Source organism: Microbacterium sp. (assembly GCF_044340635.1).
Taxonomy (GTDB): domain Bacteria; phylum Actinomycetota; class Actinomycetes; order Actinomycetales; family Microbacteriaceae; genus Microbacterium.
Genome location: NZ_JBIITF010000024.1, coordinates 1 through 23,448, shown reverse-complemented (window position 1 = coordinate 23,448; position 23,448 = coordinate 1). Strand labels below are relative to the sequence as shown.

At 67.4% G+C, this 23,448-nt stretch carries 21 protein-coding genes; 10 read left to right on the top strand and 11 right to left on the bottom strand.

Annotated elements, in window-relative coordinates:
- Positions 1-296: 296 nt before the first annotated feature.
- From ACIQ0W_RS15380 to ACIQ0W_RS15350, 7 genes are read right to left on the bottom strand one after another with little or no spacing between them, the layout of a single operon-like run.
- On the bottom strand, positions 297-1,328 hold the full coding sequence (locus ACIQ0W_RS15380; protein WP_396643556.1) for a HoxN/HupN/NixA family nickel/cobalt transporter: 1,032 nt from the start codon (positions 1,326-1,328) through the stop codon (positions 297-299).
- Between the two features lies 1 nt (position 1,329).
- Complete coding sequence (locus ACIQ0W_RS15375) at positions 1,330-2,079, bottom strand: urease accessory protein UreD (RefSeq protein ID WP_396643555.1); 750 nt, start codon at positions 2,077-2,079, stop codon at positions 1,330-1,332.
- Entirely contained in the window at positions 2,076-2,846 is a 771-nt protein-coding gene (ureG, locus tag ACIQ0W_RS15370; RefSeq protein WP_396643554.1) for an urease accessory protein UreG, read from the bottom strand. Before ureG ends, ACIQ0W_RS15375 begins: the two co-directional genes overlap by 4 nt.
- Positions 2,839-3,519, bottom strand: coding sequence for an urease accessory protein UreF (locus ACIQ0W_RS15365; protein ID WP_396643553.1), 681 nt, complete (start codon positions 3,517-3,519; stop codon positions 2,839-2,841). Before ACIQ0W_RS15365 ends, ureG begins: the two co-directional genes overlap by 8 nt.
- 12 nt (positions 3,520-3,531) lie before the next feature.
- Positions 3,532-5,229, bottom strand: coding sequence for an urease subunit alpha (locus tag ACIQ0W_RS15360; protein WP_396643552.1), 1,698 nt, complete (start codon positions 5,227-5,229; stop codon positions 3,532-3,534).
- Positions 5,216-5,566 carry an urease subunit beta gene (gene ureB, locus ACIQ0W_RS15355; RefSeq protein ID WP_396643550.1) on the bottom strand — a complete coding sequence of 117 codons (351 nt, stop codon included), beginning with the start codon at positions 5,564-5,566 and terminating at the stop codon, positions 5,216-5,218. The genes ACIQ0W_RS15360 and ureB overlap by 14 nt, the downstream gene beginning before the upstream one ends.
- A gap of 24 nt (positions 5,567-5,590) precedes the next feature.
- The gene (locus ACIQ0W_RS15350; RefSeq protein WP_396643549.1) at positions 5,591-5,893 is read right to left on the bottom strand and encodes an urease subunit gamma; all 303 of its coding nucleotides are present in this window, start codon (positions 5,891-5,893) and stop codon (positions 5,591-5,593) included.
- A gap of 460 nt (positions 5,894-6,353) precedes the next feature.
- Here ACIQ0W_RS15350 and urtA point away from each other — a divergent pair, with 460 nt between their 5' ends.
- The 8 genes from urtA (at position 6,354) to ACIQ0W_RS15310 (ending at position 14,214) form a co-directional block, all read left to right on the top strand.
- On the top strand, positions 6,354-7,658 hold the full coding sequence (urtA, locus tag ACIQ0W_RS15345; RefSeq protein ID WP_396643547.1) for an urea ABC transporter substrate-binding protein: 1,305 nt from the start codon (positions 6,354-6,356) through the stop codon (positions 7,656-7,658).
- 95 nt (positions 7,659-7,753) lie between these two features.
- A complete protein-coding gene (urtB, locus tag ACIQ0W_RS15340) occupies positions 7,754-8,638 on the top strand; it encodes an urea ABC transporter permease subunit UrtB (RefSeq protein ID WP_396643545.1) in 885 nt (294 codons plus the stop codon).
- A complete protein-coding gene (gene urtC / locus ACIQ0W_RS15335) occupies positions 8,635-9,744 on the top strand; it encodes an urea ABC transporter permease subunit UrtC (RefSeq protein ID WP_396643543.1) in 1,110 nt (369 codons plus the stop codon). The genes urtB and urtC overlap by 4 nt, the downstream gene beginning before the upstream one ends.
- Complete coding sequence (gene urtD / locus ACIQ0W_RS15330; RefSeq protein ID WP_396643542.1) at positions 9,741-10,562, top strand: urea ABC transporter ATP-binding protein UrtD; 822 nt, start codon at positions 9,741-9,743, stop codon at positions 10,560-10,562. The genes urtC and urtD overlap by 4 nt, the downstream gene beginning before the upstream one ends.
- A gap of 1 nt (position 10,563) precedes the next feature.
- Positions 10,564-11,247 carry an ATP-binding cassette domain-containing protein gene (locus ACIQ0W_RS15325; RefSeq protein WP_396643541.1) on the top strand — a complete coding sequence of 228 codons (684 nt, stop codon included), beginning with the start codon at positions 10,564-10,566 and terminating at the stop codon, positions 11,245-11,247.
- 72 nt (positions 11,248-11,319) lie between these two features.
- A complete protein-coding gene (locus ACIQ0W_RS15320; RefSeq protein WP_396643540.1) occupies positions 11,320-13,032 on the top strand; it encodes a purine-cytosine permease family protein in 1,713 nt (570 codons plus the stop codon).
- A complete protein-coding gene (locus tag ACIQ0W_RS15315; protein ID WP_396643539.1) occupies positions 13,032-13,598 on the top strand; it encodes a TetR family transcriptional regulator in 567 nt (188 codons plus the stop codon). Before ACIQ0W_RS15320 ends, ACIQ0W_RS15315 begins: the two co-directional genes overlap by 1 nt.
- A gap of 28 nt (positions 13,599-13,626) precedes the next feature.
- A complete protein-coding gene (locus ACIQ0W_RS15310; RefSeq protein WP_396643538.1) occupies positions 13,627-14,214 on the top strand; it encodes a TetR/AcrR family transcriptional regulator in 588 nt (195 codons plus the stop codon).
- A gap of 11 nt (positions 14,215-14,225) precedes the next feature.
- Here the strand turns inward: ACIQ0W_RS15310 and ACIQ0W_RS15305 are convergent, their stop codons facing one another.
- The 3 genes from ACIQ0W_RS15305 to ACIQ0W_RS15295 form a co-directional block, all read right to left on the bottom strand.
- Positions 14,226-14,360: a hypothetical protein gene (locus ACIQ0W_RS15305; RefSeq protein WP_396643537.1), complete on the bottom strand. Its 135-nt coding sequence runs from the start codon at positions 14,358-14,360 to the stop codon at positions 14,226-14,228.
- A 401-nt stretch (positions 14,361-14,761) separates the two neighbouring features.
- A complete protein-coding gene (locus ACIQ0W_RS15300) occupies positions 14,762-15,922 on the bottom strand; it encodes a class II glutamine amidotransferase (RefSeq protein WP_396643535.1) in 1,161 nt (386 codons plus the stop codon).
- 16 nt (positions 15,923-15,938) lie between these two features.
- Positions 15,939-17,672, bottom strand: a complete 1,734-nt coding sequence (locus tag ACIQ0W_RS15295; RefSeq protein ID WP_396643534.1) for an amidohydrolase — start codon at positions 17,670-17,672, stop codon at positions 15,939-15,941.
- A gap of 435 nt (positions 17,673-18,107) precedes the next feature.
- On the opposite strand from ACIQ0W_RS15295, the gene ACIQ0W_RS15290 reads away from it, so the two are divergent.
- Both ACIQ0W_RS15290 and ACIQ0W_RS15285 read left to right on the top strand, forming a co-directional pair.
- Positions 18,108-19,664 (top strand): sugar transferase, encoded by a 1,557-nt coding sequence (locus tag ACIQ0W_RS15290; RefSeq protein WP_396643533.1) that lies wholly within the window; start codon positions 18,108-18,110, stop codon positions 19,662-19,664.
- Positions 19,664-20,959, top strand: coding sequence for a glycosyltransferase (locus tag ACIQ0W_RS15285; RefSeq protein WP_396643532.1), 1,296 nt, complete (start codon positions 19,664-19,666; stop codon positions 20,957-20,959). Before ACIQ0W_RS15290 ends, ACIQ0W_RS15285 begins: the two co-directional genes overlap by 1 nt.
- 586 nt (positions 20,960-21,545) lie before the next feature.
- Here ACIQ0W_RS15285 and ACIQ0W_RS15280 read toward each other — a convergent pair.
- Positions 21,546-23,448: DNRLRE domain-containing protein (locus ACIQ0W_RS15280; RefSeq protein WP_396643531.1), on the bottom strand; the 1,903-nt coding region annotated here is incomplete at its 5' end.

Here is a 23,448-nt window from a genome sequence, read left to right as displayed (position 1 = left end):
GTTCCGCGCGACGCGCACGACGTCATCACGGAACTCGGTCGGGTAGGGCTTGGGCACAGCAACATCCTTCCAGGCCACCCTCGAGGGCAAGCCAGATCAGATGTCACCTATTCGTGCAGCAGTCCCGACACCCGATAACCCGGTGCATACAACTGAAAATCGTGAGGTCACGGGATCGACGCCCGTCGGAGCCACTGAAACCCTCGTGTGGCTTCTACGCACGGGGGTTTCTTCATTTCCCGCCGGACGTTGAGCGAGCGCAGCGAGGCGAGACGCGCTGCGCTTCGGCGCTCGGCTCAGCTCTCGCTCACCCGCGGTCGGCGCGCGAGGACCAGGACCACGACCCACATCGTCACGAGCACGCCGGTCAAGATGAACCCGAGGTCGTCGATGCCGAACGATGCTAGCCAGGGGAGTGGGCCGCCGAGCCCGAGGTTGTGGACGAGGACGCCCGCCAGCTGGACGATCGCGATCAGCACCGCGGCGACGACCGAGAGTCCGGTCATCGCGAACGCGTACGCCGCACCGATATGGCGACGGCCGGGCTGCAGAGTGTAGGCGCGGCGCATGACTGCACCCTGCGTCGTGTCGAAAGCACTCATTCCGGCAGCGAACAGCACCGGCAGAGTGAGCGCCGCCCACCACGGCACGGCAACGAGGGTGGCGGCGCCGGCGAGAGCAAGCAGCCCGATCTCTGTCGCGGTGTCGAACCCGAGACCGAACAGCAGCCCGACGACGTACATGCGCGACGGACGATCGACCGCTTTCTCGAAAGGTCCGAGCAAGCGGAGTACCGGCCCACCCAGCGCCTGGTGGCCCGCCTGGTGGCCCACCTGATCGCGACGGCGCAGCGACGCGATGTTGATCGCGGCGATCGCGAGGAGGAAGACTCCGGAGACCGTGGGGCCGATGATCCCCGTCCAGGTGCGCAGCGCGGAGGAGTCGTCTGCCAGCGACGAGCCGATCGCCGTGATCCCGAGGGTCAACAGGATGCACAGGACCACCACGATCGTGGAGTGCCCGAGCGAGAACCAGAAGCCGACTGTCGTCGCCGGGCGCCCCCGTTCGGCGAGCCGCCGGGTCGTGTTGTCGATCGCTGCGATGTGGTCGGCGTCGAAAGCGTGCCGCACTCCGAGCGCATAGGCCGTGAGCCCGACCCCCAGAGTCACGAGTGCGCCACCCCCACCACCGAGCGGGATGTCGGCCGGGATAACGACCAGGAGGAGGACACCCCAGCCGAGCACGTGCAGCAGCCCGATCAGCGCGATGACCGCGATCGTGCCGCGCAGCGGCGCCGTCCGCGTGCCGGATTCAGACAGAGACGTCACTTCAGTTCCCTCCGACGGCGGCTTCGTTCGCTGGTTCGTCAACGTGCCGTGCCGTTCTCTGTCGCGCCCGCTCGGCCCATCCGTCCCACACCCGGTCGAGCCGCGACGTGTGCGTCTCGGCGCCCAGGTGACGCGCGATCGCACCCGGATGCTCCAGCACGAGGTCGTCCGCCGTCGTCGACGGCCGGAATCCCAGCGCGATCACCGCGTCGAGCACCCTGTGCTCGCCCAGCACACCGGGTTCGGGAGCGAGCCCGTCGAGGTCGAGCTGCTCGGCCAGCAGCGGACCTTCGGCATCCCGCGCCGTGAAAGCCGAGCGCAATCGCCCACCGCTCTCGCCGTGCCGCCCGAGGACGAGGGTCTCGCGGATGACGGCGGTCGCCCCCGTCGCAAGGTCGAGCGTCGTGCGGCGCTCGACGTCGGCGCCATCCGTCACCACGAACGGGAGTCCGCGCCACAAGAGCGTCGCCCCCTCCTCGACCCGCATCGACATGGTCCAGGCCGAAGGCCGTCCGTCCGCGCGATAGGCGATGGTTCCGCCGACGTCTTCGAGCTCGAGCAGGCAGCCCGCCCCGACGACGACCTCGACGTGCACGTGGTCGCCGCCGAGGAGGATCATGCCCGCCGCGGCGAGCGCGACGTGCGCGCGGGAGTCGTCGCGTGCGACCAGCCGCGGTGCGAGCGCGCCGACGGCCAGGTCGACCCGGGCCCTCGGGTCGCCCTGGCGGACGGCGATGCGTGTGGGGATCACTCGTGCGTGTGCGTCCCGGCGCCCGCGTGCTCGTGCTCGTACGCGTGCTCGTGCGCGTGTACGAATCCGCCCTCGGGATGCTCCTCGTCGGCGTGGAAGTGCGGCGCCATCGGTCCCGGGTCCTGCGGGACGTGCGTTCCGGCTCGGTGATCCGCCAGCATGCTCAGCACCCAGGCGCGGAGCGCGGCCACGGACGCCGGATCGTGCCGCGAGAGCGCGAGGACCGCGCGTCCCTCCCGCGCATCCGAAGCATCCGCCACCATGCGCGGCACATCGACCCCGACGTACGGCGCGAGGTCCGTCTTGTTGACCACGAGCAGGTCCGCACGGCCGATCCCGGGGCCCCCCTTGCGCGCGACGTCGCCACCACCGGCGACGTCGAGCACGAAGATCTGTGCGTCCACGAGCGCGGGCGAGAACGTCGCGGTCAGGTTGTCGCCGCCCGACTCGATGAGCACGACATCGAGCGGCGCGAAGTCCCGCTCGAGGTCTTCCGCGGCGAGCAGGTTGGTGGTGATGTCGTCGCGGATGGCGGTGTGCGGGCAGGCGCCCGTCTCGACCGCGCGGATGCGTTCGGGATCGAGCACCCCCGCGGACCGCAGAAAGCGGGCGTCCTCGTCCGTGTAGATGTCGTTCGTGATCACGCCGAGGCGCAGATCGTCGGCGAGCGCGCGACAGACCGTCGCGATGAGCGACGACTTGCCGGTGCCGACGGGGCCGGCGACGCCGAGCCGGAGCGCGCGGTCGGATGCGGGGGAATCAGGCACGGAAGAGCCTCCTGTTGCTGGCGGCGTGGGCTTGTGTCCACGCCTCGGATTGGGGAGCGCTCGACGCGGGGATCGCGTCGGGCGAGGTGATCATCGCGAGGTGCGGGACGAGAGGGTCGACGGACTCGCACGCGTCGAGCACGAGCCGCGCGCCGTCGACCGGGTCTCCGGGTTCGAGCTTCAGCAGGGCGGCGACGGCGCACGCCATGTCGTCGTAGACCGCGAGGCGCACGAGCGTCTCGGCGTCCACGTCGACGTGCGCCGCGACCACTCCGAGCACGATCGGTCGGGGCACCGCCGAACCGGGCGCCACGCTCGCGACCGCGGCGATCGACGCCGACTCCGGCCAGAGCCCGCGAGCCAACCGCAGGAACCCGCGACCGAGCTCGCGGGACGCGTGCCGCGCGGCGGGACTCGGGGTCCGGGCGGCCCACGCGCGTTCGAGGGTGTCGAAGGACGGGGCATCCGCCCGCGCGATGTGACGCGCCGCGACCGCGACCGCCGCGTCGACCAGGGTCGTGGTCCGGGCTCGTGCGCGCAGGAAAGCCGCCACCTGGCGCGGCGCGAGTCCACCCTGCAGGGCAGGCTCGAGCCCTGAAGAGAAGGCATGGCCGCCGGATGGCAGGCGGGCGTCGGCCAAGAGCAGGGTGATGGTCTGCGTCGCGGGGATCATCGGGTCATCGCGTCAGAACATGTTGTACAGCTGTGCGAGCGGGAGGGATGCCGCGGGCGCGGGCTCGACACGCTCGCCGTCGATCGCGATCTCGAACGTGTCGGGTTGGATGCGGATCTCGGGCAGCAGGTCGTTGTTCTTCATGTCCGCCTTGCCGACGTGCCGGGTCGGCTGAACCGCGGCGAGTCGGCGGCGCAGTCCCAACGTGTCGGCGAGACCCGCCTCGAGCGCCGCCGGCGCGACGTAGGTCACCGAGAGGTCGGCGCCGATCGTGTCGCCGAAGGACGGCCGCATCATCACCGGTTGCGGCGTCGGGATCGAGGCGTTCGGGTCGCCCAGCGCGGCCCAGGCGATCGAGCCGCCCTTGACCACGACGGCGGGGCGCACGCCGAAGAACTTCGGCTCCCACACGACGAGGTCGGCCATCTTGCCCACCTCGATCGAACCCACGTCGTACGCGATACCGTGCGCCACCGCCGGGTTGACCGTGTACTTCGCGATGTAGCGCCGCGCACGCTCGTTGTCCGCCGGCATCCCCCCGCCGAGAGGTCCGCGACGGTGTTTCATCACGTGCGCCACCTGCCACGTCCGCGTGATCACCTCGCCGATACGTCCCATCGCCTGTGCGTCGGAGGAGGTGATCGAGAGCGCCCCCATGTCGTGCAGGATGTCCTCTGCGGCGATCGTGGTGGCACGGATGCGCGACTCGGCGAAGGCCAGATCCTCCGGAACCGCGGGGTTCAGGTGGTGGCAGACCATCAGCATGTCCAGGTGCTCCGCGACCGTGTTGACGGTGTGCGGCAGCGTCGGGTTCGTCGAGCCCGGGATCACGTTCGGCAGACCGGCGATCGACAGGATGTCGGGGGCGTGGCCCCCACCGGCGCCCTCGACGTGGAAGGCGTGGATGGAGCGCCCGCCCATCGCCGCGATCGTCGACTCGACGAACCCGGCCTCGTTGAGGGAGTCGGAATGGAGCGCAACCTGCAGACCCCAGTCATCCGCCGCCCGCAGCGAGGCGTCGATCGCGGCGGGCGTCGAGCCCCAGTCCTCGTGCACCTTGTAACCGGCCGCGCCCCCGAGCGCCTGCTCCTTCAGCGCCGCCGCCGAGACCGTGTTGCCCTTGCCGAGCAGCAGCACGTTCACGGGCAGGGGGTCCAGGGCGCGGTGCATCGCCTGCAGGTGCCATGCGCCGGGGGTGACCGTCGTGGCCTTCGACCCCTCCGACGGGCCCGTCCCACCACCCACGATCGTGGTGATCCCGGTTGCGAGCGCCTCGTGGATCTGCGAGGGCGAGAGCAGGTGCACGTGCGAGTCGATCGCACCGGCGGTGACGATGCGCCCCTCCCCGGCGATCACATCGGTCGAGGGCCCGATGATCATGTCGATGCCGTCGCTGATGTCGGGGTTGCCGGCGTGACCGATGCCGACGATCCGGCCGTCGCGGATGCCGATGTCGGCGCGGACGATCCCCCACCAGTCGAGGATGATGGCGTTCGTGATGACGGTGTCGAGGGCCCCCTCCGCCCGGGTCGTCGTGGCCTGCGCCATCGACTCGCGAATCGACTTGCCGCCACCGAAGACCGCTTCCTCACCACCGACGGTCAGGTCCCGCTCGATCTGAATCCAGAGGTCGGTGTCGCCGAGGCGAACCTCATCCCCGACGGTGGGTCCGTAGATGGCGGCATATCGCGCCCGGTCAATCCAGACCATCGAGCATCTCCTCACCCTCGCTCTTGAGCTGAATCCCCGGCACTCGCCGCAGTCCCCGCAGCGTCACGGCGTCGAGCTCGCGCGATGCACCGGGCTCGAATCGCTGTGAGGTGCCGGCCGGAATGTCCAGGCGGAATCCGCGGGCACGCACCCGGTCGAACTCCAATCCGGCATTCGCGTCGGGAAGGTGCAGGTGCGAGCCGATCTGTATCGGGCGGTCGCCGGTGTTGACGAAGACGAGCCGGATGCGCTCGTGCGCGCCGCGATCGGCGTTGAGCTCGATGCGACCCGGGCGGATCCGAAAGGCGCCGGGGCCGTCGGATGAAGCGGATGCCACGATGATCTCCTTCGCGCCGAGCGACTAGTCGATGGGGTGATGAATGGTGACGAGCTTGCGTCCGTCGGGAAACGTCGCTTCGACCTGGACGTCTGCGAGCATCTCGGGAACGCCCGGCATGACCTGATCGCGCCTCAAGACGCTCCGACCGGCCTGCATCAACTCGGCGACACCGCGACCATCCCGAGCTCCCTCGATGACCCAGCTCGACAGCAGGGCGACGGTCTCGGGATGGTTGAGGAGCACTCCCCGTTCGAGGCGGTCTCGGGCGACGATCGCCGCGACCGCGAGCAAGAGTTTCTCCGTCTCTGCAGGCGTGAAGTGCATCGCATCCCTCCATCTTCGGGCGATGTCAGAAGTGTGCCACAGGGTCCCCCTCGATGACGTCCCGCCAAGTTCCCTCCCACGCACACATGCCCACATAGCCCCGTATTTACAGCGATCTACGCGCGTCTCCCTCGGGACGATTAACAAGATCGGAACAATCGAGAAATGTCAGAGTAATGTCACGGGCCCATGCTGACACTCACCGTAGCAGTCGGCGATCACCTGGCGCCGATCTAACCGGTACGCGACGCCCGGCACCAACGGCATCGAAACGTACGCTCCACCGGTCCACCCCTGCTCCACGCCCTGATTCACCGATCAGCCCGCACCGCCACCCCGGCACGCCTCTCTTCGGCGTGCTCCGGAATCGTGACGGCGCGACGGCGTCATTCGGCGTGCCCGCAGAGCGAACCACCCCTACCGAGAACGCACCTTGCACCACACAGAAACGGAGATCCACATGACAATGACACGGACTCGACGAGCGCGCAGGTTGCTCGTCGCACCCGCCTTCGCGGCGGTGGCAGCCCTCGTGCTCGCCGGCTGCGGGGCTCGCGCAAGCGACTCCGCCGATCCGGACGAATCGGTCGTCGCATCGGAGAGCTGCATCGACACATCCGGCGACACGATCAAGCTCGGCTTCCTCAACTCGCTGACCGGCGGCATGGCGATCTCCGAGAAGACGGTCTCGAACGTGCTGCACATGGCCGCCGACGAGATCAACGCCGACGGCGGCATCCTCGGCAAGCAGATCGAGTACGTCCAGGAGGACGGCGCCACCGACTGGCCGACCTTCGCTGAGAAGACCGAGAAGCTTCTCACGCAGGACTGTGTCGCCGCGATCTTCGGCGGCTGGACCTCGTCCTCGCGCAAGGCCGTCAAGCCGGTCGTCGAAGAGCACAACGGACTGTTCTTCTACCCCGTTCAGTACGAGGGCCTCGAGGCTTCGCCGAACATCTACTACACCGGTGCGACCACGAACCAGCAGATCCTGCCGGCAATGGACTACCTGGCCTCGCAGGGTGTCGAGACGCTGTTCCTCGCGGGCTCCGACTATGTCTTCCCGCGCACAGCGAACGCGATCATCAAGCTCTACGCGGCCGAGCTCGGCATCGAGATCGTCGGCGAGGAGTACGTTCCCCTCGACAAGGACGACTGGACGACCCAGGTGTCGAAGATCGTCGCGGCCGACCCCGACTTCATCTTCAACACGATCAACGGCTCCTCGAACGTCGGCTTCGTGAAGGCCTACTACGACGCCGGACTCACGCCGGAGACGACGCCGATCATCTCGGTGTCGATCGCCGAAGAAGAGGCCCCGTCGATGGGCCACGAGGTCACGGGCAACTACGCATCCTGGAACTACTTCCAGTCGATCGAATCGCCCGCGAACGCGACGTTCATCGAGGACTGGAAGGCATACCCGGGCAGCAGCGGAGTGACCTCCGACCCGATGGAGGCCGCGTACATCTCGATGTACCTCTACAAGGCCCTCGTCGAGGCTGCCGGTTCGTTCGAGGTCGACGACGTGAACGCCGCGGCTGCGGCAGGAGGCATCAGCTTCGACGCCCCGGAGGGCACGGTCACCCTCGACGGCGACAACCACCACATCTCCAAGGAAGGCCACATCGGAAAGATCAACGCCGAGAACCAGTTCGACATCGTCTGGTCTTCGGACGGTCCCATCGCGCCGGACCCCTTCCTCGAGGGCTACGACTGGTTCCCGGCCGACGTCCGCGATGCTCTCGTAGCCGCCGCGGGCTGACCCGCCACGGAACGTGGGGTCCCGTGCCGCCGGTACGGGACCCCACGTTCCAGAATTTCTCCCGAACGTCCCCCACACAGAGAGAGCGACAGCACGTGGATGCACTCATACCGCCGCTCCTGAACGGCGCCGCGCTCGGTGCGCTGCTGCTGCTCGCAGCGCTCGGGCTCACCCTGACCTTCGGTCAGATGGGGGTGATCAACATGGCGCACGGCGAATTCATCATGGCGGGCGCCTTCATCGCCTACCTGACCCAGCTGGCCGTGACCTCGATCAACCTCTCGATCGTGGTGGCCCTCCCCCTCGCCTTCATCGGTGCGGGGCTGCTCGGGCTCCTGCTGGAGATCGGCATCATCCAGTGGATGTACCGGCGCCCACTCGACACCCTCCTCGTCACCGTCGGCGTGAGCTTGATCCTCCAGCAGATCGCGCTGCAGGTCTTCCCCGCACAGGGGGTCCCCGTCGAAAGCCCCGACTGGCTCGATGGGCAGATCAACGTGTTCGGCTACGGATGGCCGCTCCGTCAGGTGTTCACGATCCTGCTCGCCGCGCTGTGTCTTGCGGCTCTCGCCGCGTGGCTGAAGTACTCGGCCTTCGGGCGTCGGATCCGGGCAACGGTGCAGAACCGCGACCTCGCCGAGACCAGCGGCATCCACACCCGCGCCATAGACCGCCTCACCTTCTTCGTCGGCTCGGGCCTCGCCGGCGTCGCAGGGGTCGCCGCCTCACTCATCGGCGGCACGAACTCTCAGATGGGAACGCAGTACATCATCCCGGCCTTCCTCGTCGTCGTGGCCGGGGGCATCGGCCAGATCAAGGGCACCGTGATCGCCGCACTGGCGTTCGGAATCGCCCTGTCCTATTTCGCCGACTGGACGACCGGCAGCATGGCGCAAGTGCTCGCCTTCGTCCTGCTCGTCGTCTTCCTGCAATTCCGACCGCAGGGCCTGTTCACGGTCCGCACCCGGGGGCTGACATGACCAAGATCAAACCGTGGCTCCCCCTCATCGGGATCGGGGTGTTCGCCGTCCTGTTGCTGGTCGTCGCACCCGCCGTGCTCTCGATGCATTGGATCAACAACCTCGGGAAGTACTGCTGCTGGGCGATCGCAGCCGTAGGCATAGGTCTCGCCTGGGGCCGGGGCGGAATGCTGGTGCTGGGTCAAGGCGTGTTCTTCGGTCTCGGCGCCTACGCGATGGCGATGCACCTCACTCTCGAGAGCGCGGGCCCCGACAGCCTCCCCGTCTTCATGATCCTCTACGACCCGTCTGCGCCTCTTCCCGCCTTCTGGGAGCCGTTCCGCAGCGACCTGTTCACGCTGCTCGCCATCGTCCTGCTCCCGGTGATCGTGGCCGGCATCCTCGGCTACGCGTTGTTCAAACGGCGCATCAAGGGGGCGTACTTCGCGATCCTGTCCCAGGCTCTCGCCGTTGCCCTGGCCGTCCTGATCAGCTCGACGATCCGCGAGACGGGAGGAGACACCGGGCTGAGTGACTTCACGTATTTCTTCGGCTTCGTCCTCGACGACGACGCCAACAAGGTGATGGTCTTCATGATCGCCGCGGCTCTGCTGATCGTGTGTCTGCTGGCGGTGTGGCAGCTGAACCGCAGCCGCTTCGGCGAACTGCTGATCGCCACGCGGGATGCCGAGGAGCGCGTGCGATTCCTCGGCTACGACCCCGCCAACATCAAATTGGTCGCCTATGTGGTCGCCGCTGTCATGGCGAGCATCGCCGGCGCGATGTTCGTTCCCATCGTCGGCATCATCACCCCGGCGGAGATCGGTGCTTCCGCGTCGATCCTGATGATCGCCGGCGTCGCGCTCGGGGGTCGAGCCTCGCTGTTCGGTCCCGCCCTCGGCGCGATGGCGATCGGTTGGGGGCAGTCCAGCCTCGGCTCGAGCTGGCCGAGCGGCTGGATCTACATCCTGGGCCTCGTGTTCATCCTCGTGACCCTCTTCCTGCCGATGGGGCTGTCCTCTCTCGTGGGCAAGGCGAAGAGTGCGCTGTGGCGGCCGCGCGCAGCACCCGCCGAATCCACCGAACCCCCTGCAGCGGCGCCCGTCCTCGATGAGGTGAAGAAATGACCGACACGGATGGTTCGCTCGTCGTCACCGACCTGCGCGTCGAGTTCGACGGATTCGTCGCGGTCGGCGGCGTCTCGTTCGATGCCCACCCCGGCGAGGTGCGTTTTCTCATCGGGCCGAACGGTGCCGGCAAGACGACGTGCATCGACGCGATCACGGGCCTGTCCAAGGGCACCGGATCCGTCACGCTCGGCGGCCAAGAACTGCTCGGCAAGGCCGTGAACAAGATCGTGAAGCTCGGCGTCGGACGCACCTTCCAGACGGCCAGCGTTTTCGAGCAGCTGACGGTCCTGCAGAACCTCGACATCGCTGCCGGCCTGCACCGCTCGTCGTGGTCGCTCCTTCGGGCTCGCCGAGGCATCGATCCCGCGATCGAGATGGCGTTGGAAGAGACGGGCCTCACCGCCGAGCGCGAGACGCCCGCCGGCATCCTGTCCCACGGCCAGAAGCAGTGGCTGGAGATCGGGATGATGCTGGTTCAGGATCCCCGCGCGCTGCTTCTGGACGAGCCCGTCGCCGGTATGAGCCAGGACGAGCGGACGGCCACGGGCGAGCTGCTGCAGCGCATTGCGGAGCGCCGAACGGTGCTCGTCGTCGAACACGACATGGACTTCATGCGTCGGTATGCGTCGCGCGTCACGGTGCTGCACCAGGGCAAGGTGCTCTCGGAGGGCAGCGTCGCACAGGTGCAGGCCGACCCCCAGGTGCAGGAGGTCTATCTCGGCACCGCGGCGGCCCCAACGACGACCGGGATGATGGCCGTGGCCGACGGGTCGAACCCGATGACGGACACCGCGCCCAACGGAAAGGACGCCTGACATGCTCGAGATGAACGACATCCAGGCCGGCTACGGCCGGACGCTCGTGCTGCACGGCGTGACCTTGCCGAGCGCAAAGACGGTCGCAGTCCTGGGCCACAACGGCGCGGGCAAATCGACGCTGCTGCGCGTCGCGATCGGCCTCATCAAGCCGCGTAGCGGCAAGGTGATCTTCGACGGAGCCGACATCACGTCCCTCGCACCCAACAAGCGCATCGCTCGCGGGATGGCCTACGTGCCGCAGGGCCAGCAGTCGTTCACGCAGCTGACGACGATGGAGAACCTGCAACTCGTCGCCGACGGCCGCAAGCGCGGCAAAGCGCTCATCGAGCAGCAGCTCGCCCGCTTCCCCGCACTGGAGAAGTTCGCGACCCGCAAGGCCGGGCTGCTCTCCGGCGGGCAGCGTCAGCAACTCGCTATCGCCCGCGCGCTCATCACCGAACCGAAGATGCTGATCCTCGACGAACCCACCGAGGGCATCCAGCCGACGATCGTCGCCGAGATCGAGCACACGGTGATGCAGCTCGCGAGCGAGGGACTGTCCGTTCTGCTCGTCGAACAGCACATCGGGTTCGCCCTGGAAGCCGCGGACAAATACCTCGTGCTCGCCAGCGGGTTCGTGTCCAGCACGGGCGACGGTGGAGCATCGGCAGCCGAGGGCGTGCGGGCGGCCATGGCGATCTGACGAACCCGCAATGTGCCCGTAACACCGGGCGGCCACAATGGGCGCACGCGTGAGGCGCAGGAGGTTGCAACGGTGACCAGGGCAGACAACGCGCGAGCGGCGGCCGAGGACAGCCTCGAGGACTACGCCTTCCGTTACGTGCCCCGCACGTTCCGCCGTTGGCGCGCCGGTGCCGTGGGTATCACCGCGCTCGGGTCGATCGCCTTCCTCGCGGACTTCTCGATCGGCGCGAGCATCGGCATCGAGCACGGCACCAACAACGCCGTGCTCGGCATCCTGCTCGCCTCCGTGACGATCTTCATCGTGGGCGTCCCGATCGCCTATTACGCCGCACGCTACAACCTCGATCTCGACCTGATCGCCCGCGGGTCCGGGTTCGGGTACTACGGTTCGTCGATCACGACCGTCATCTTCGCCGTATTCACGTGCATCTTCTTCGCGCTCGAGGGCGCGATCATGGCGCAGGGCCTGCAGGTCGCCACCGGCATCCCCCTGCCCATCGGCTACCTCATCTCGACCGTCGTCGTCATCCCGATCGTCATCTACGGGATGCGGGCGCTCGAGCGACTGCAGTTCTGGACGACGCCCCTCTGGCTCGCGCTGGCGCTACTCCCCCTGCTGTGGGTGATCGTTTCGGATCCCGAGGCCGTCAGCGCGTTCGTCTCGTTCACCGGCAATTCCGACGGCGAGTTGCGCTTCGGGGCGATCGTCTCGAGCGCGGCGGTGTGCTTCGCCCTGACGCCGCAGCTCGCCGAGCAGATCGACTACATCCGGGCGATGCCGCCGCGCACGCGCGTCAACTACCGTGCGTGGTGGACGTCCCTGCTGTTCGCGGGACCGGGCTGGGTGCTCTTCAGCGGCATCAAGCAGGTCGTCGGGGTGTTTCTCGCCGTCTACCTGTTCACGCGGATCGACCCGGACCTGGGACTGCGAGCGACCGAGCCGGTGCGGCAGTTCGTCGGACTCTACGCGTCGATCATGCCCGAGTGGCTCGCGATCGGGCTGGCCCTGATTCTGGTCGTGATCGCGCAGGTCAAGATCAACGTCACCAACGCCTACTCCGGCTCACTCGCGTGGTCGAACGTCTATACCCGCCTCACCAAGACCTACCCCGGGCGGTCGGTCTTCATGTACTTCAACCTCGCCATCGCACTGGCGCTGATGTGGATGGATGTCTTCAGCCTGATCTCGTTCGTGCTGAGCCTCTACGCGAACGTCGTCATGGCCTGGCTCGTGACGATCGCGGCCGACATCGTGATCAACAAACACATCCTTCGTCTCTCGCCGAAGTACCCGGAGTTCCGCCGCGGCATGCTGTTCGACTGGAACCCGGTCGGACTCGTATCCGTGGGGTTGGCATCGCTGCTGTCGTTGGCGGCGTTCGGCGGTGTGTTCGGCGAGGACATGCGTTCGTACTCCGTACTGATCGCGATCGGGGTCGCAGTGGTCACGACGCCGATCATGGCGATCTCTACGCGTGGGCGCTTCTACCTGCGCCGACAGACCGATGGCATCGCCTCCCCGATCCTCGACGCCGACGGCAATCCGTCCGGGGAGCGACTGCGCTGCCATGTCACTGGCTACACATTCGAGCGCCCGGATATGCTGGCCTCGGCGGAACGCGGTCCCCACGGGGAAACGCAGTACGTCTCGTCTCTCGCACTGACACTGGATGACTCCGACCGCTACGTTCTGCCCCCGGAGCCGGCGCCGGCGCGATCGAAGGTCCCCACCGGGGCCGTCGGAGGCACGAGGCACCGCTCCGATCGGGGAAGAGGACAGTGATGGCGGAGACGGTGGACACACCGACCGCCATCCTCGCGAGCGCTGCCGCGTCCCTTCGCGAACACACCTTCGACGACATCTCGTATCGAGCCTTGGGCGATGCCGTCGGCGTTTCCGAGCGGACGATCTACCGTCAGTTCCCGACGCGCTCGCATCTTCTCGAGAGCCTTGCGCAGTGGATAGAAGAGACGGAGTTCCCCCTGCCGGCGTTCGTGACGATCCCGCAGTTCCAGTCGGCGGTGCGCGAGAGATTCGTCCGCTTCGACGCGTCGCCGGCATTCGCTTTCGTCTGTGCCCGGGCCGCCTCGATCTCTCCGACCGGCGATTCCGAACCTACTTTCCTCACCCGCACCATCGAAGCGATGCTGCAGACGAGCTATCCGACCCTCGACGTGCGCGACCTGCGCCGGGCCGCGGCAACCCTCCGATATTTCTCGTCCGCGCAGTTCTGGGCGCGCATGCGCACAGGCTTCGACATGGGCGCACCCGAGACCGCAGACGTCTTCGACCGCATGGTCGGGCAGGCCCTCGGTCGGCTCCCGTCCGTGACGAGGGCAGCCAACTGATGCCGGCGTCGGTGCCCGAGGACGCGAGATGACATCCTCGCCACCGGATGATGCCGTCGCGGAAGCAGAGCTGAACCGTACGCAAGAGGCGATCCTGTCCGCGTATGCGGAACTCATCGAAGAGCTCGGCACCGACGATGTGTCGTTCCGGCTCATCGCCCGTCGGGCCGGAGTCGGCGAGCGCACCGTCTTCCGCAACTATGCGACCCGTGTCGACCTGCTGCTGGCGACCGCCGCGTGGATCGAGAGGAGCATTTTCACGCGAGAGGAATCCCCCTCCGTCTTCGACACCCCGCTGTCGATCCGCGAGGCGATGGAAGCATACGACCAGCGCCCAGAGCTCGCCCACGTCGTCGCCGAAACGACGATGCGGGGGGTGAGCGGTGCGGCGCCGACACCGCGCCGAGATCGACTCGAGCAGCTTCTCGGCGCCGAGGTGCCTGCTCTGGACGACACGGATCGTCGTGCGATCGTCGCAGCCCTCTCGCACATCGACTCCGCTGCGACGTGGGTGACCCTCCGCCGCGAGCTCGGGATGAACCGACGCGACATCGCCGACGCCGCCGCGTGGGCGGCCGAGGCGGTGCTCGACCCGATCCGCGGGCGCGTCGGCTGATCTAGAGCCGATCAGCCCAGCGCGATGAGCAGCGACAGCGCCGCGAGGACGATCACAACGGGCACCATCGTGTACCGCTCCGGCTTGCTTCGAGAGATCGCGTTCAGGATGATTCCCAGCACGAGATATCCGAAGATCACCCACATCGCGACCTCGGAGAACAGATCGGGGAATACGTCGATCGCCCGCCGACAGCGAGGGCCAGCTGGAAGACCGAAAGGGCGACAAGGACGACGGTGAGTGCAATCGCGGAGGGCACGGCTTGACCGTAGCCCCTCCGCTCAGGTCCGACGCTCGTGCCGAAGCGGTTTGAGTTATGGGTCGGTCGTCGAGAACCTCAGAGCCGAGGTCCTCGAGCCATCCGGTCTTGAGCGCTCACCCAGGCTCACGCCGACACCGTGCACCGTATGGAACGGGATGCTGCGGGTGTATGTGAAGCGGGTGGTCCCGGAATCTCGATGTAGATCCCTCGGCGCGCCACATGCTCGAGGCTATGACACGGCGATCCGCTCTTCCCTTCAACAGGCTCGGGGCCCGTGGGATGGGCTCACGGCGCGGCAACGGGAAAGTCCGGATAGACGCTCCAGCCCGCTTCGTGCTCCAGCGCGGCGGCGAGCCCGAGCGCCGACAACTGCGCGTGGTCGAGCCCGAGCGGCGAACGCACGTCGATCGCGAGGGGCGGCGGCTCACCGAACTTCGGGATGTCGACCTCGGCCCACGCTCCCCCGTCGAGCTCGACGCGAGGCCGCGCCGAACCCGCGGCCAGAACCGCGCTGTCGACCGCGAGTGAGATCACCGCGAGCGCGTCGACCTTGTTGACCGCCACCTGCACCACGAGTGTCGCCACCGCGTCGAGCATCGGGTCTACGTCCTCGGAAGGAGTCATCGAGACCGAGCGTATCCCGGCTCCCGCGATGCCGGGTTCGATCGGAACAGATCGGATTCCCGCAGCATCGATCTTCGAGACCGTGTCAGCCGGAAGGACGTCCCAGCCAGCCTCATCGACCCCCGTCGTCGCGACGACGAACGCTCCGGATGCGCCGCGCACAACGCGCAACGTGTTGTAGTCGGCACCGTGCCCCGGCGGCAGGGCATCGGTCGTGAAGCCGCGCTGCGCGAAGGCGGGCGCCGGCGTGGCAGCGCGGCCCACCGAGTGCACGACGTAGAGTCCGGAGGCGTCGAGCACGAAGGCGTTGAGGCACGCGTCGGGGAACACAGCCCGCACCTCGTTCACAGCCGCAGCGATCGCTGCCAGGCGCCCCGTTTCGGCCGGGCCTGCAGTGCGGAGGTGCCGCCGCACCACTGCGAAGTAGACCTCACTGTCGGTCGTGCCGACGAGCTCTGCGACATCGGCGGGCGCCAGCAGATCCAACGCACGGTCGCGAGGCGCGAGCAACCCGTTGTGCTGGAACGCGAGTCCGTCTCGCACGAAGGGTTGCGTGTTCTCGGGGCGGGCGGGCGACCCCTTACTGGCGAACCGCAGGTACAGCACCCGTACGTTGCTGGCCTCGGAACCGTCGAGATCGGTCGGCGCGAAGGCCTGGACGCCGCCCACTCCCGCGAGCTCGCCGGACGAACCGACCCAAGCGGTCCCCCACCCGTCCGCGTGCAGCCGTGCGAGGTCTGCGAAGGATTCGATCAGCTCGTCGCCCCACGCGCCGCTCGGGGTCAGCATGCGATCGGCGATATAGGCCAGCATCCGAGACATCCTGCGCTCCTCTTATTCAGACGTTCGCGACGTGCGGAGTGTGATGACAACAGGCCGGCGGACCCATCGCGCGCAGCTTCGCGAACGACGCGTGATCCACCTGGCCGGACGCCTCGACGAACTCCGTCACATCGATGCGCTGCCCGCCGAGCCACGTGCCGTGCACGCGAATCTCGCCGATCCGCTCCGGCGCGACGACGTAGGGGTCGGCGGAGAGTTCGACGAAGTCGGCAAGTTTGCCGGGCTCGATCGAGCCGACATCGCTGTCCGTCCCGAGCGCGTAAGCGGCGTTGATCGTCTGCGCGCAGAGCGCCTCCCACAACGTCGCGGCTTGATCCGGCCCGTGCACAGTTCCCGAGCTCGTGCGACGCGTGACCGCCGTCTGCACGTTGAGCAGGGGCGTCGGCGGCGAGACGCTGCCGTCGTTGTGGAAGGACGGATGCACCCCCGCGTCGAAAGCGTCGCGGAAGCGCTGCCATCCGGCGCCCGTCTCGGTTGCGAACAGTTGTCCGTCGAGCAGATCGCCCCAGTAGTAGTACTGGAACGGGCCCATCGACGCGACGACGCCGAGGCTCGCCGCGCGTCGGAACTGCTCGCCGCGGGCACCTCCGACGTGCTCGACACGCCACCGATGATCGGTGCCGAGGAGGTCGTGTCTGTCGAGCGCGCGGCCGAAAGCGTCGAGCACGATGTCGAGGCCGATGTCGCCGTTCACGTGGAACGCCATCTGCCACCCCTCGGGTGCGTGCTCGTCGAGCAACGCGTCGAGGCGTTCGCGCGGGTAGTTCATCATCTTCTCGCCGGCCACACCCGCGGCGATCCCGGCCGCTCGCGTGGCGGGCGTGTCGAGGTATGGCTCGGACATTGCGACGTTGCCGACCCAGGGGGAACCATCCGCCCAGAGTTTGATTCCGCGCTTATGCAGCATCGTCGTGGGGACGTCCGAGACGAAGGGTTCGCCACAGTCGGCCTCGGTGGACATGTGGTACAAAGCGACCCGCAGCGGCGAGCTCGGCAGGGCCGCGAGAGCCTCGTACGCGGGCTTGAGGCTCGTTTGATAGGTGTGCTCGGAGGTCGACGTGATGCCCGCGCGCGCCATGTAGGCGTAGTACTCGACAGCGCCTTGCAACGGCTTACCCGGCAGGGCCGCGAGCACCGGATGCGCCAGGGCCAGGCATGCCGGGACCTCGGTGGCCGAGCCATCCAGACTCCCGTCGGGCAGCCGCCCGTAGCTGCCACCGGGAGGATCCGCCGGCGGGTTGTCGATCCAACCCAGTGCGCGCAGCACGGCGGAGGACACGTACGCGGTGTGACCCGAGTTGCCGAAGACCAGCACGAGGCGGTCACCGAAGATCGCTTCGAGGGATGCGGCCGTCGGAGCCTCGTGGTTCTGGAGGAGCCCGTCGTAACCGAAGAACGACAGCGCCGTGCCCGCGGGGGTCTCGTTGATCGCCTTCTGGAAGATCTCGAGCACCGCATCCCAGGTCGGCGCGACCCACGGGGCGATGTAGTACCCGGGCGGCATCGTGGCCATGCCGCTGAGCACGGGGTGCGAGTGCGAATCGATGAAGCCGGGCATCAGGACGGCGACGCCCGAGTCGCGCACGCCGGCGCCGGGCAGAGCCGTCTGACATTCCTCGCGAGACCCGACCGCGACGATGCGCTCCCCCGACACCGCGATGGCTTCGGCGCGGGGCCTCTTCGAGTCCATGGTGATGATCGAGCCTGCAGTGAGCACGTAGTCCGTCATCGGGTCTCCTCGGGAAGGACGCCGACAGAGGGAGAGCGCTGCGGCACATGGCTAGCATCCCGCACCGGACGACGCAAAGCGAAACGGCGATCGTTCGGCATCGCTTGCTGGCGGGACACACCTCCTGGGCCCGGAACAGCGGGGGCGCGTGGTTCTGCGCTCGCTCTGGAACCCCGCGCTGCGCGCCGCCACCGAACCGATTCACACGCTGTGTCCTGAGTTGTCGCCATTTGTCTTGAGATTGGACACCTTGACGCGGTAGTCTGCTTGGGCACTCTCTGTCGGCTGGGGCCACAGGGGCGCATCGATTTGGGGTCGGTGCATGTGCTTTGGGGAAACGATCGTGTGCCGGGAAGCACGCTGTCGTGTAACGGCTGGGGGAGTCATGGTACTTGGGGACGCGTGGGATCGCGAGCGGAATACCGCTGGCGATCGATGACCGCCATCGAGGGCGTGCGTACGCCCGTCCTACCAACGAGTACGATCACGTTCGGCGAGGGGCGGAGAGTCGCTCTCGCGGAACGCGCCCACACCAGCGCAGCCCCGCGAATGCAGCCGGGGCTGGAGAACCGACGGCTCTGGGAGCGTCGCTACCTGCGTCGGATCCGCGCAACGGACCTCGGCATCGTCCTCACGGCGGTGGCTGCGAGCGCTCTCGGGGGTGCGTTCGCGTCCAGTGGCCTGAGCGGCGCTGAAACAGACATCGCGCAATTCGTGCGCGTTCCCGTACTCACCGCCCTGACCTGGCTCATCGTCCTGGCGATCATGCATTCGCGTGACGCCGGCATCATGGGCTCGGGCCCGACCGAGTACAAGCGCGTCGCGCATGCAACGGGACTCGCCTTCGGGCTGCTTGCAATCGCGTTCGTCGTCTTCCAATGGCAGGGCTTGCGCGTGCAGCTGATCATCGCGTTGCCGATCGGCCTCCTTCTTCTTCTCGTGGGCCGCTGGTCTTGGCGGCAGTGGCTGCTCGCCAAGCGGCGCCTGGGCCACTACGCGTCCCGCGCCATCGTGATCGGCGCCCGCGACGATGTCCGCTACGTCATCTCTCGCCTCGAGAGCGACGGACAGCTCGGATACATCGTCGTGGGAACTGCCGTCGACGACGACTCGTCTGAGGACGTTCTCGTCGGGCGACGAAGTTACGGCGTCGTCAGCACCATCGGTGCGGTAGCCCGAATCGCGCGGGACATGAACGCCGACACGATAATCGTGGCAAGCACCCCCAGCGATGACCCCGAGTTCATCAAGCGCCTGAGCTGGCAGCTGGAAGGAACCGCGGCCGAACTCATCCTGTCGAGCCGACTCGCGGACGTCGCCGGTCCACGGATCTCGCTCCGACCGGTCGAGGGCCTGCCTCTCATCCACGTCCGGATCCCGGTCTTCGAGGGCGGACCCCACCTGGTCAAGCGCGGCTTCGACATGGCCGTGGCGCTCCTGGCACTCCTGTTCGTCGGTGTCCTCACGCCGTTCATCGCGCTGGCCATCAAGCTCGACTCACGGGGTCCCGTCTTCTTCCAACAGCGGCGCATCGGTCGTGACGGCCGAGCCTTCCGAATGGTCAAGTTCCGGTCGATGACGACGACGGCAGAGCAGGAGCTCGCCGCACTGCTCGACGCGAACGAAGGATCCGGGCCACTTTTCAAGATCAAGTCGGATCCCCGCGTCACGCGCGTCGGACGGATTCTTCGGAAGTTCTCCCTCGACGAACTCCCACAGTTCTGGAACGTCCTGGTGGGCGACATGAGCATCGTCGGCCCACGGCCGCCTCTGCCCAGTGAGGTCACCGCATACGACGGGCGGGTATACCGCCGCCTCTACATCAAGCCGGGAATCACCGGTCTCTGGCAAGTGAGTGGCCGCAGCGACCTCTCCTGGGAAGAGAGCGTGAAGCTCGACTTGCGATATGTGGAGAACTGGTCGCTCACCAACGACCTGATCATCATGTGGCGCACCGTCAAGGTCGTCCTGAGCCCCACCGGAGCCTACTGATGTACGCACCCAGTCCTCGTGGCCAGTCGGCCCTTTTCATCGGCATCAACTACGCACCCGAGCCAACCGGCATCGGTCCCTACACGACGGGCATGGCTGAAGGGCTCGCACGGCGCGGCTGGGGCGTGGACGTCATCACGGGATTCCCGCATTACCCGTGGTGGCGCATCCCGGAGGAGCACCGCACCCTTCCGGCGCGGGCGACCGTGAGAGGTGTCCGTCTTCACCGGGTGCGCCACTTCGTGCCGAAGCGTCACAATTCTTTGACCCGGGCGCTTCACGAAGTGACATTCGGCATGCGCACGGTGATGTCGCACTGGGGCCGACCTGACGTCGTCGTCCTCGTCAGCCCTGCGATGCTGGGTTCGCGGATCGCCGCGGTGAAGGCACACCTTCTGGGGGTTCCGGTCGTCACCTGGGTGCAGGACATCTACACACTGGGAGTGGAAGAGACCGGCTCTCATGCCGGGGCGAAGTTGGTCGCGCGTCTGGAGCGCGGGCTCGCACAGGCTTCCGAGCGGGTCGTGGTCATCCACGACAGGTTCCGGCGCATGCTCATGGAGGACCTGGGTGTTTCGCGTCCCGTCGATGTCGTACGCAACTGGTCTCGCCTTCCCGTGCTGAAGAACCGCCGCGACCCGTCGATCCGCCGCGATCTCGGCTGGGCCTCGGACGACATCGTCGTCCTGCACGCCGGAAACATGGGGGCGAAACAGGGCCTCGAGCATGTCGTGCTTGCTTCGCGCATCGCTGAATCCAGCGGCTCGAAGGTGCGGTTCGTCCTGTTGGGCGACGGCAATCAGCGAGCCGCTCTGGAGGCGATGGGCGGCAACTCCCGTCTGCAGTTCATCGATCCGGTCGGCGAGGATGACTTTCAGGCGGTCCTGGCATCGGCCGATGTCCTGCTCGTCAACGAACGACCGGGCTTGACCGAGATGTCCGTTCCGAGCAAGCTCACGACATACTTCGCCACGGGTCTTCCCGTTGTGGCAGCTGTGGATCCGCGCAGCACCACACACGACGAGATGGTGGCGGCGGGAGCCGGACCCTGCGTCCCAGCAGACAACCCGCTCGCGCTGGTCCACGCCATCGAGGACCTCGCCGCAGATCCAGAGGGGGCTCGCGCCCTCGGTCGATCAGGTCGCAAGTACCGCGAGCGCGTGCTGTCGGAAAGCGCCGCGATCGAGTCGTTCGAGGCTGTGCTCATCGCAGCATCGAAGAAGCAGTTCGCTCACCCGATGGAGACGATCACCCGCGAGACCTCCAGCGCGTCGCCGGTGGCATACGCCGCATAAGGGCAGAGGAGTACCGCGAACTCCCTCGCACGAGCAGACACACTGCTCGCGCGAGGGAGTTTCGCGTGAGGCGTGCGTCTTCCTCGCCCCAGACTCGGGCGAGGACATGACGTGCTCGAGGGCGGATGCGCCCGAGACACTGTCATGTCCGAGTTCGTCGCGCGAGGCGTTCCTGTCGTCGCCGGGAGACGCCCCGCAGTGCCCGGTACCTCGAACCCGTCGATGATGGTTGCGGGCCCGAGAGCTCGGCGCCGCGTCCCGGGTACACGTCGCGTGCCACGCTCGCGCGGCCGTCGACGCTGCAGGCTGCTGACGCACCGATTCTTCGGTGTGAATCGGTGCGTCATCGATCAAGCGGACGCGCGCATACCGCCATCCAGCGGAGCGCGTGTGGCGTTGCCCGCTCGTCGTCAATGAATGCCCGGGCTGGAACGGATCGCGCCGCGTCAAACAGCCGGTCGATCAGCCGTGTGGCGCCGTATCGCGCCGCGTCGGTCGGCGTTTACGTCGACAGCAGTACCCGCAACGAAACGAACGGGGGTCTCCACCCGGAGACCCCCGTTCGTTCTACGTCAACCTGGCCAGCTCACCCCGCGGTGTACGTGAGCACCAGCGCCGGTCGGAACGTCGCGTTCGAGACGTCCTTCGACCAGATCCTCATGTTGTCGGCGCCCGTGCTGGCGATACGCAAGGTGACTTTCTGTCCCTGGAGGGAGGACAGACCGGCCGCGCTGAGCGCGGTCGAGTACTCCGTGTTCAGTGCCGGCATCGGACCGAACTGGCCGATCGGCTCGGACAGGACGGTCGAGATGCGGTTGTTCCAGGTCATGGTCGCTTCATCCCACGGTCCCTGCATCAGAACGATGTCGTGGTTGTCCGCAGACGTGGCCGTGACATCCGTGGAGGTCCAGACAGTGAGCGCCACACCCGTGAGCGTCATGCCGGCCGGCGCCGCGGGCAGCTCGAAGTCGAGGAACGACTCGAGCGTGCCGTTGATGCCGCGAGAGGACAGCTGGTTCGTCGCACCGTAGATGCCGTTCGCGTTGTTCGAGGCGACCATCGTGTCTGCGACAGGGGCGATCGTCACGAGCGTCTCACCGACCTCCGGCTCGGGCTCGGGCTCGGGGTCCGGCTCCGGACCGGGGCCCGTCCCGGGGTCGGGCTCGGGGTCCGTCCCCGGGTCGGGCTCAGGAATCGTCACCTGAGCGGCCTCGGACGCGGAGCTGGCGTTACCCGCAGCATCCACCGCGATCACACGGTAGAAGTACGTACCCCCGACCAACCCGGCATCTGTGTAGCTCAGGCCGGTGACATCGGCGACCTTGCTCGCAGCATCCGCCACGAAGTCAGCCGTCGCGCCTCGGAACACCGAGTAACCCGTCACTCCGACGTCGTCCGTCGACGCCGCCCACGAGATCGCGATGTCGGTCTCGCCAGCCGCTGCCGCGCCCACGCCGCCCGGCGTCGAAGGTGCCGCGGTGTCCGGTGCCGGGTCCGGCTCGGGCTGGGGCTCGGGGTCTGTGGGTTCGGGGTCTGTGGGACCGGAGACCGGGGTGAAGACCAGCGTCAGCGAGGGACGAGCCGAAGCAATCCCAGCCTCCGCCGACCACAGGCGCACGTTGTCGCCACCCGTTCCCGACATCCGCAACGTCACCGAAGAGCCCAGCCCGGCAGAAAGCCCAGCCGCATCCAACGACACCGAATACGCGGTGTTCAAAGCCGTCGCACCCGTCAGCGTGCCCAACACATCCGAGACCGACGTCGTCGGACGGTTGTTCCACGTGATCGTGTCCTCATCCCATGAACCCGACACCAGGTCGAACTCGTGAGCATCAGCCGACGCACCCGACGCATCCGTGGACGTCGAGACGGAGAGAACAGCCTCCGTCAGCACCGTCCCCGCCGGAGCCTCCGGCAACGCCAACCGCAGGAACGACTCCAACGGACCCGACGTCAACCGCGACGACAACTGGTTCGTCGTGCCGTACAAACGGTTCGGAACAGACTGCGCCGTCATCGAATCCTCGGTGATCGGAACAACCACCTCAACCGGCTCACCCGCAGGCTCCGCAATCGTCGACTGAACCGCGTCGGACGCAGCACTCGCGTTACCCGCAGCATCCACCGCAACCACACGGTAGAAGTACGTGCCCGCAGCCAACCCGGCATCCGTGTAACTCGTGCCCGTGACATCGGCGACCTTGCTCGCAGCATCCGCCACGAAGCCAGCCGACGCGCCCCGGAACACCGAGTAACCCGAAACCCCGACGTTATCCGTCGAAGCCGACCACGACAGCGCCACCGAAGCAGCCGAAGCGGAAGCCGCAACACCACCCGGCACCGACGGCGCCACCGTATCCGGTGTGGGTTCGGGGTCTGTGGGACCGGAGACCGGGGTGAAGACCAGCGTCAGCGAGGGACGAGCCGAAGCAATCCCAGCCTCCGCCGACCACAGGCGCACGTTGTCGCCACCCGTTCCCGACATCCGC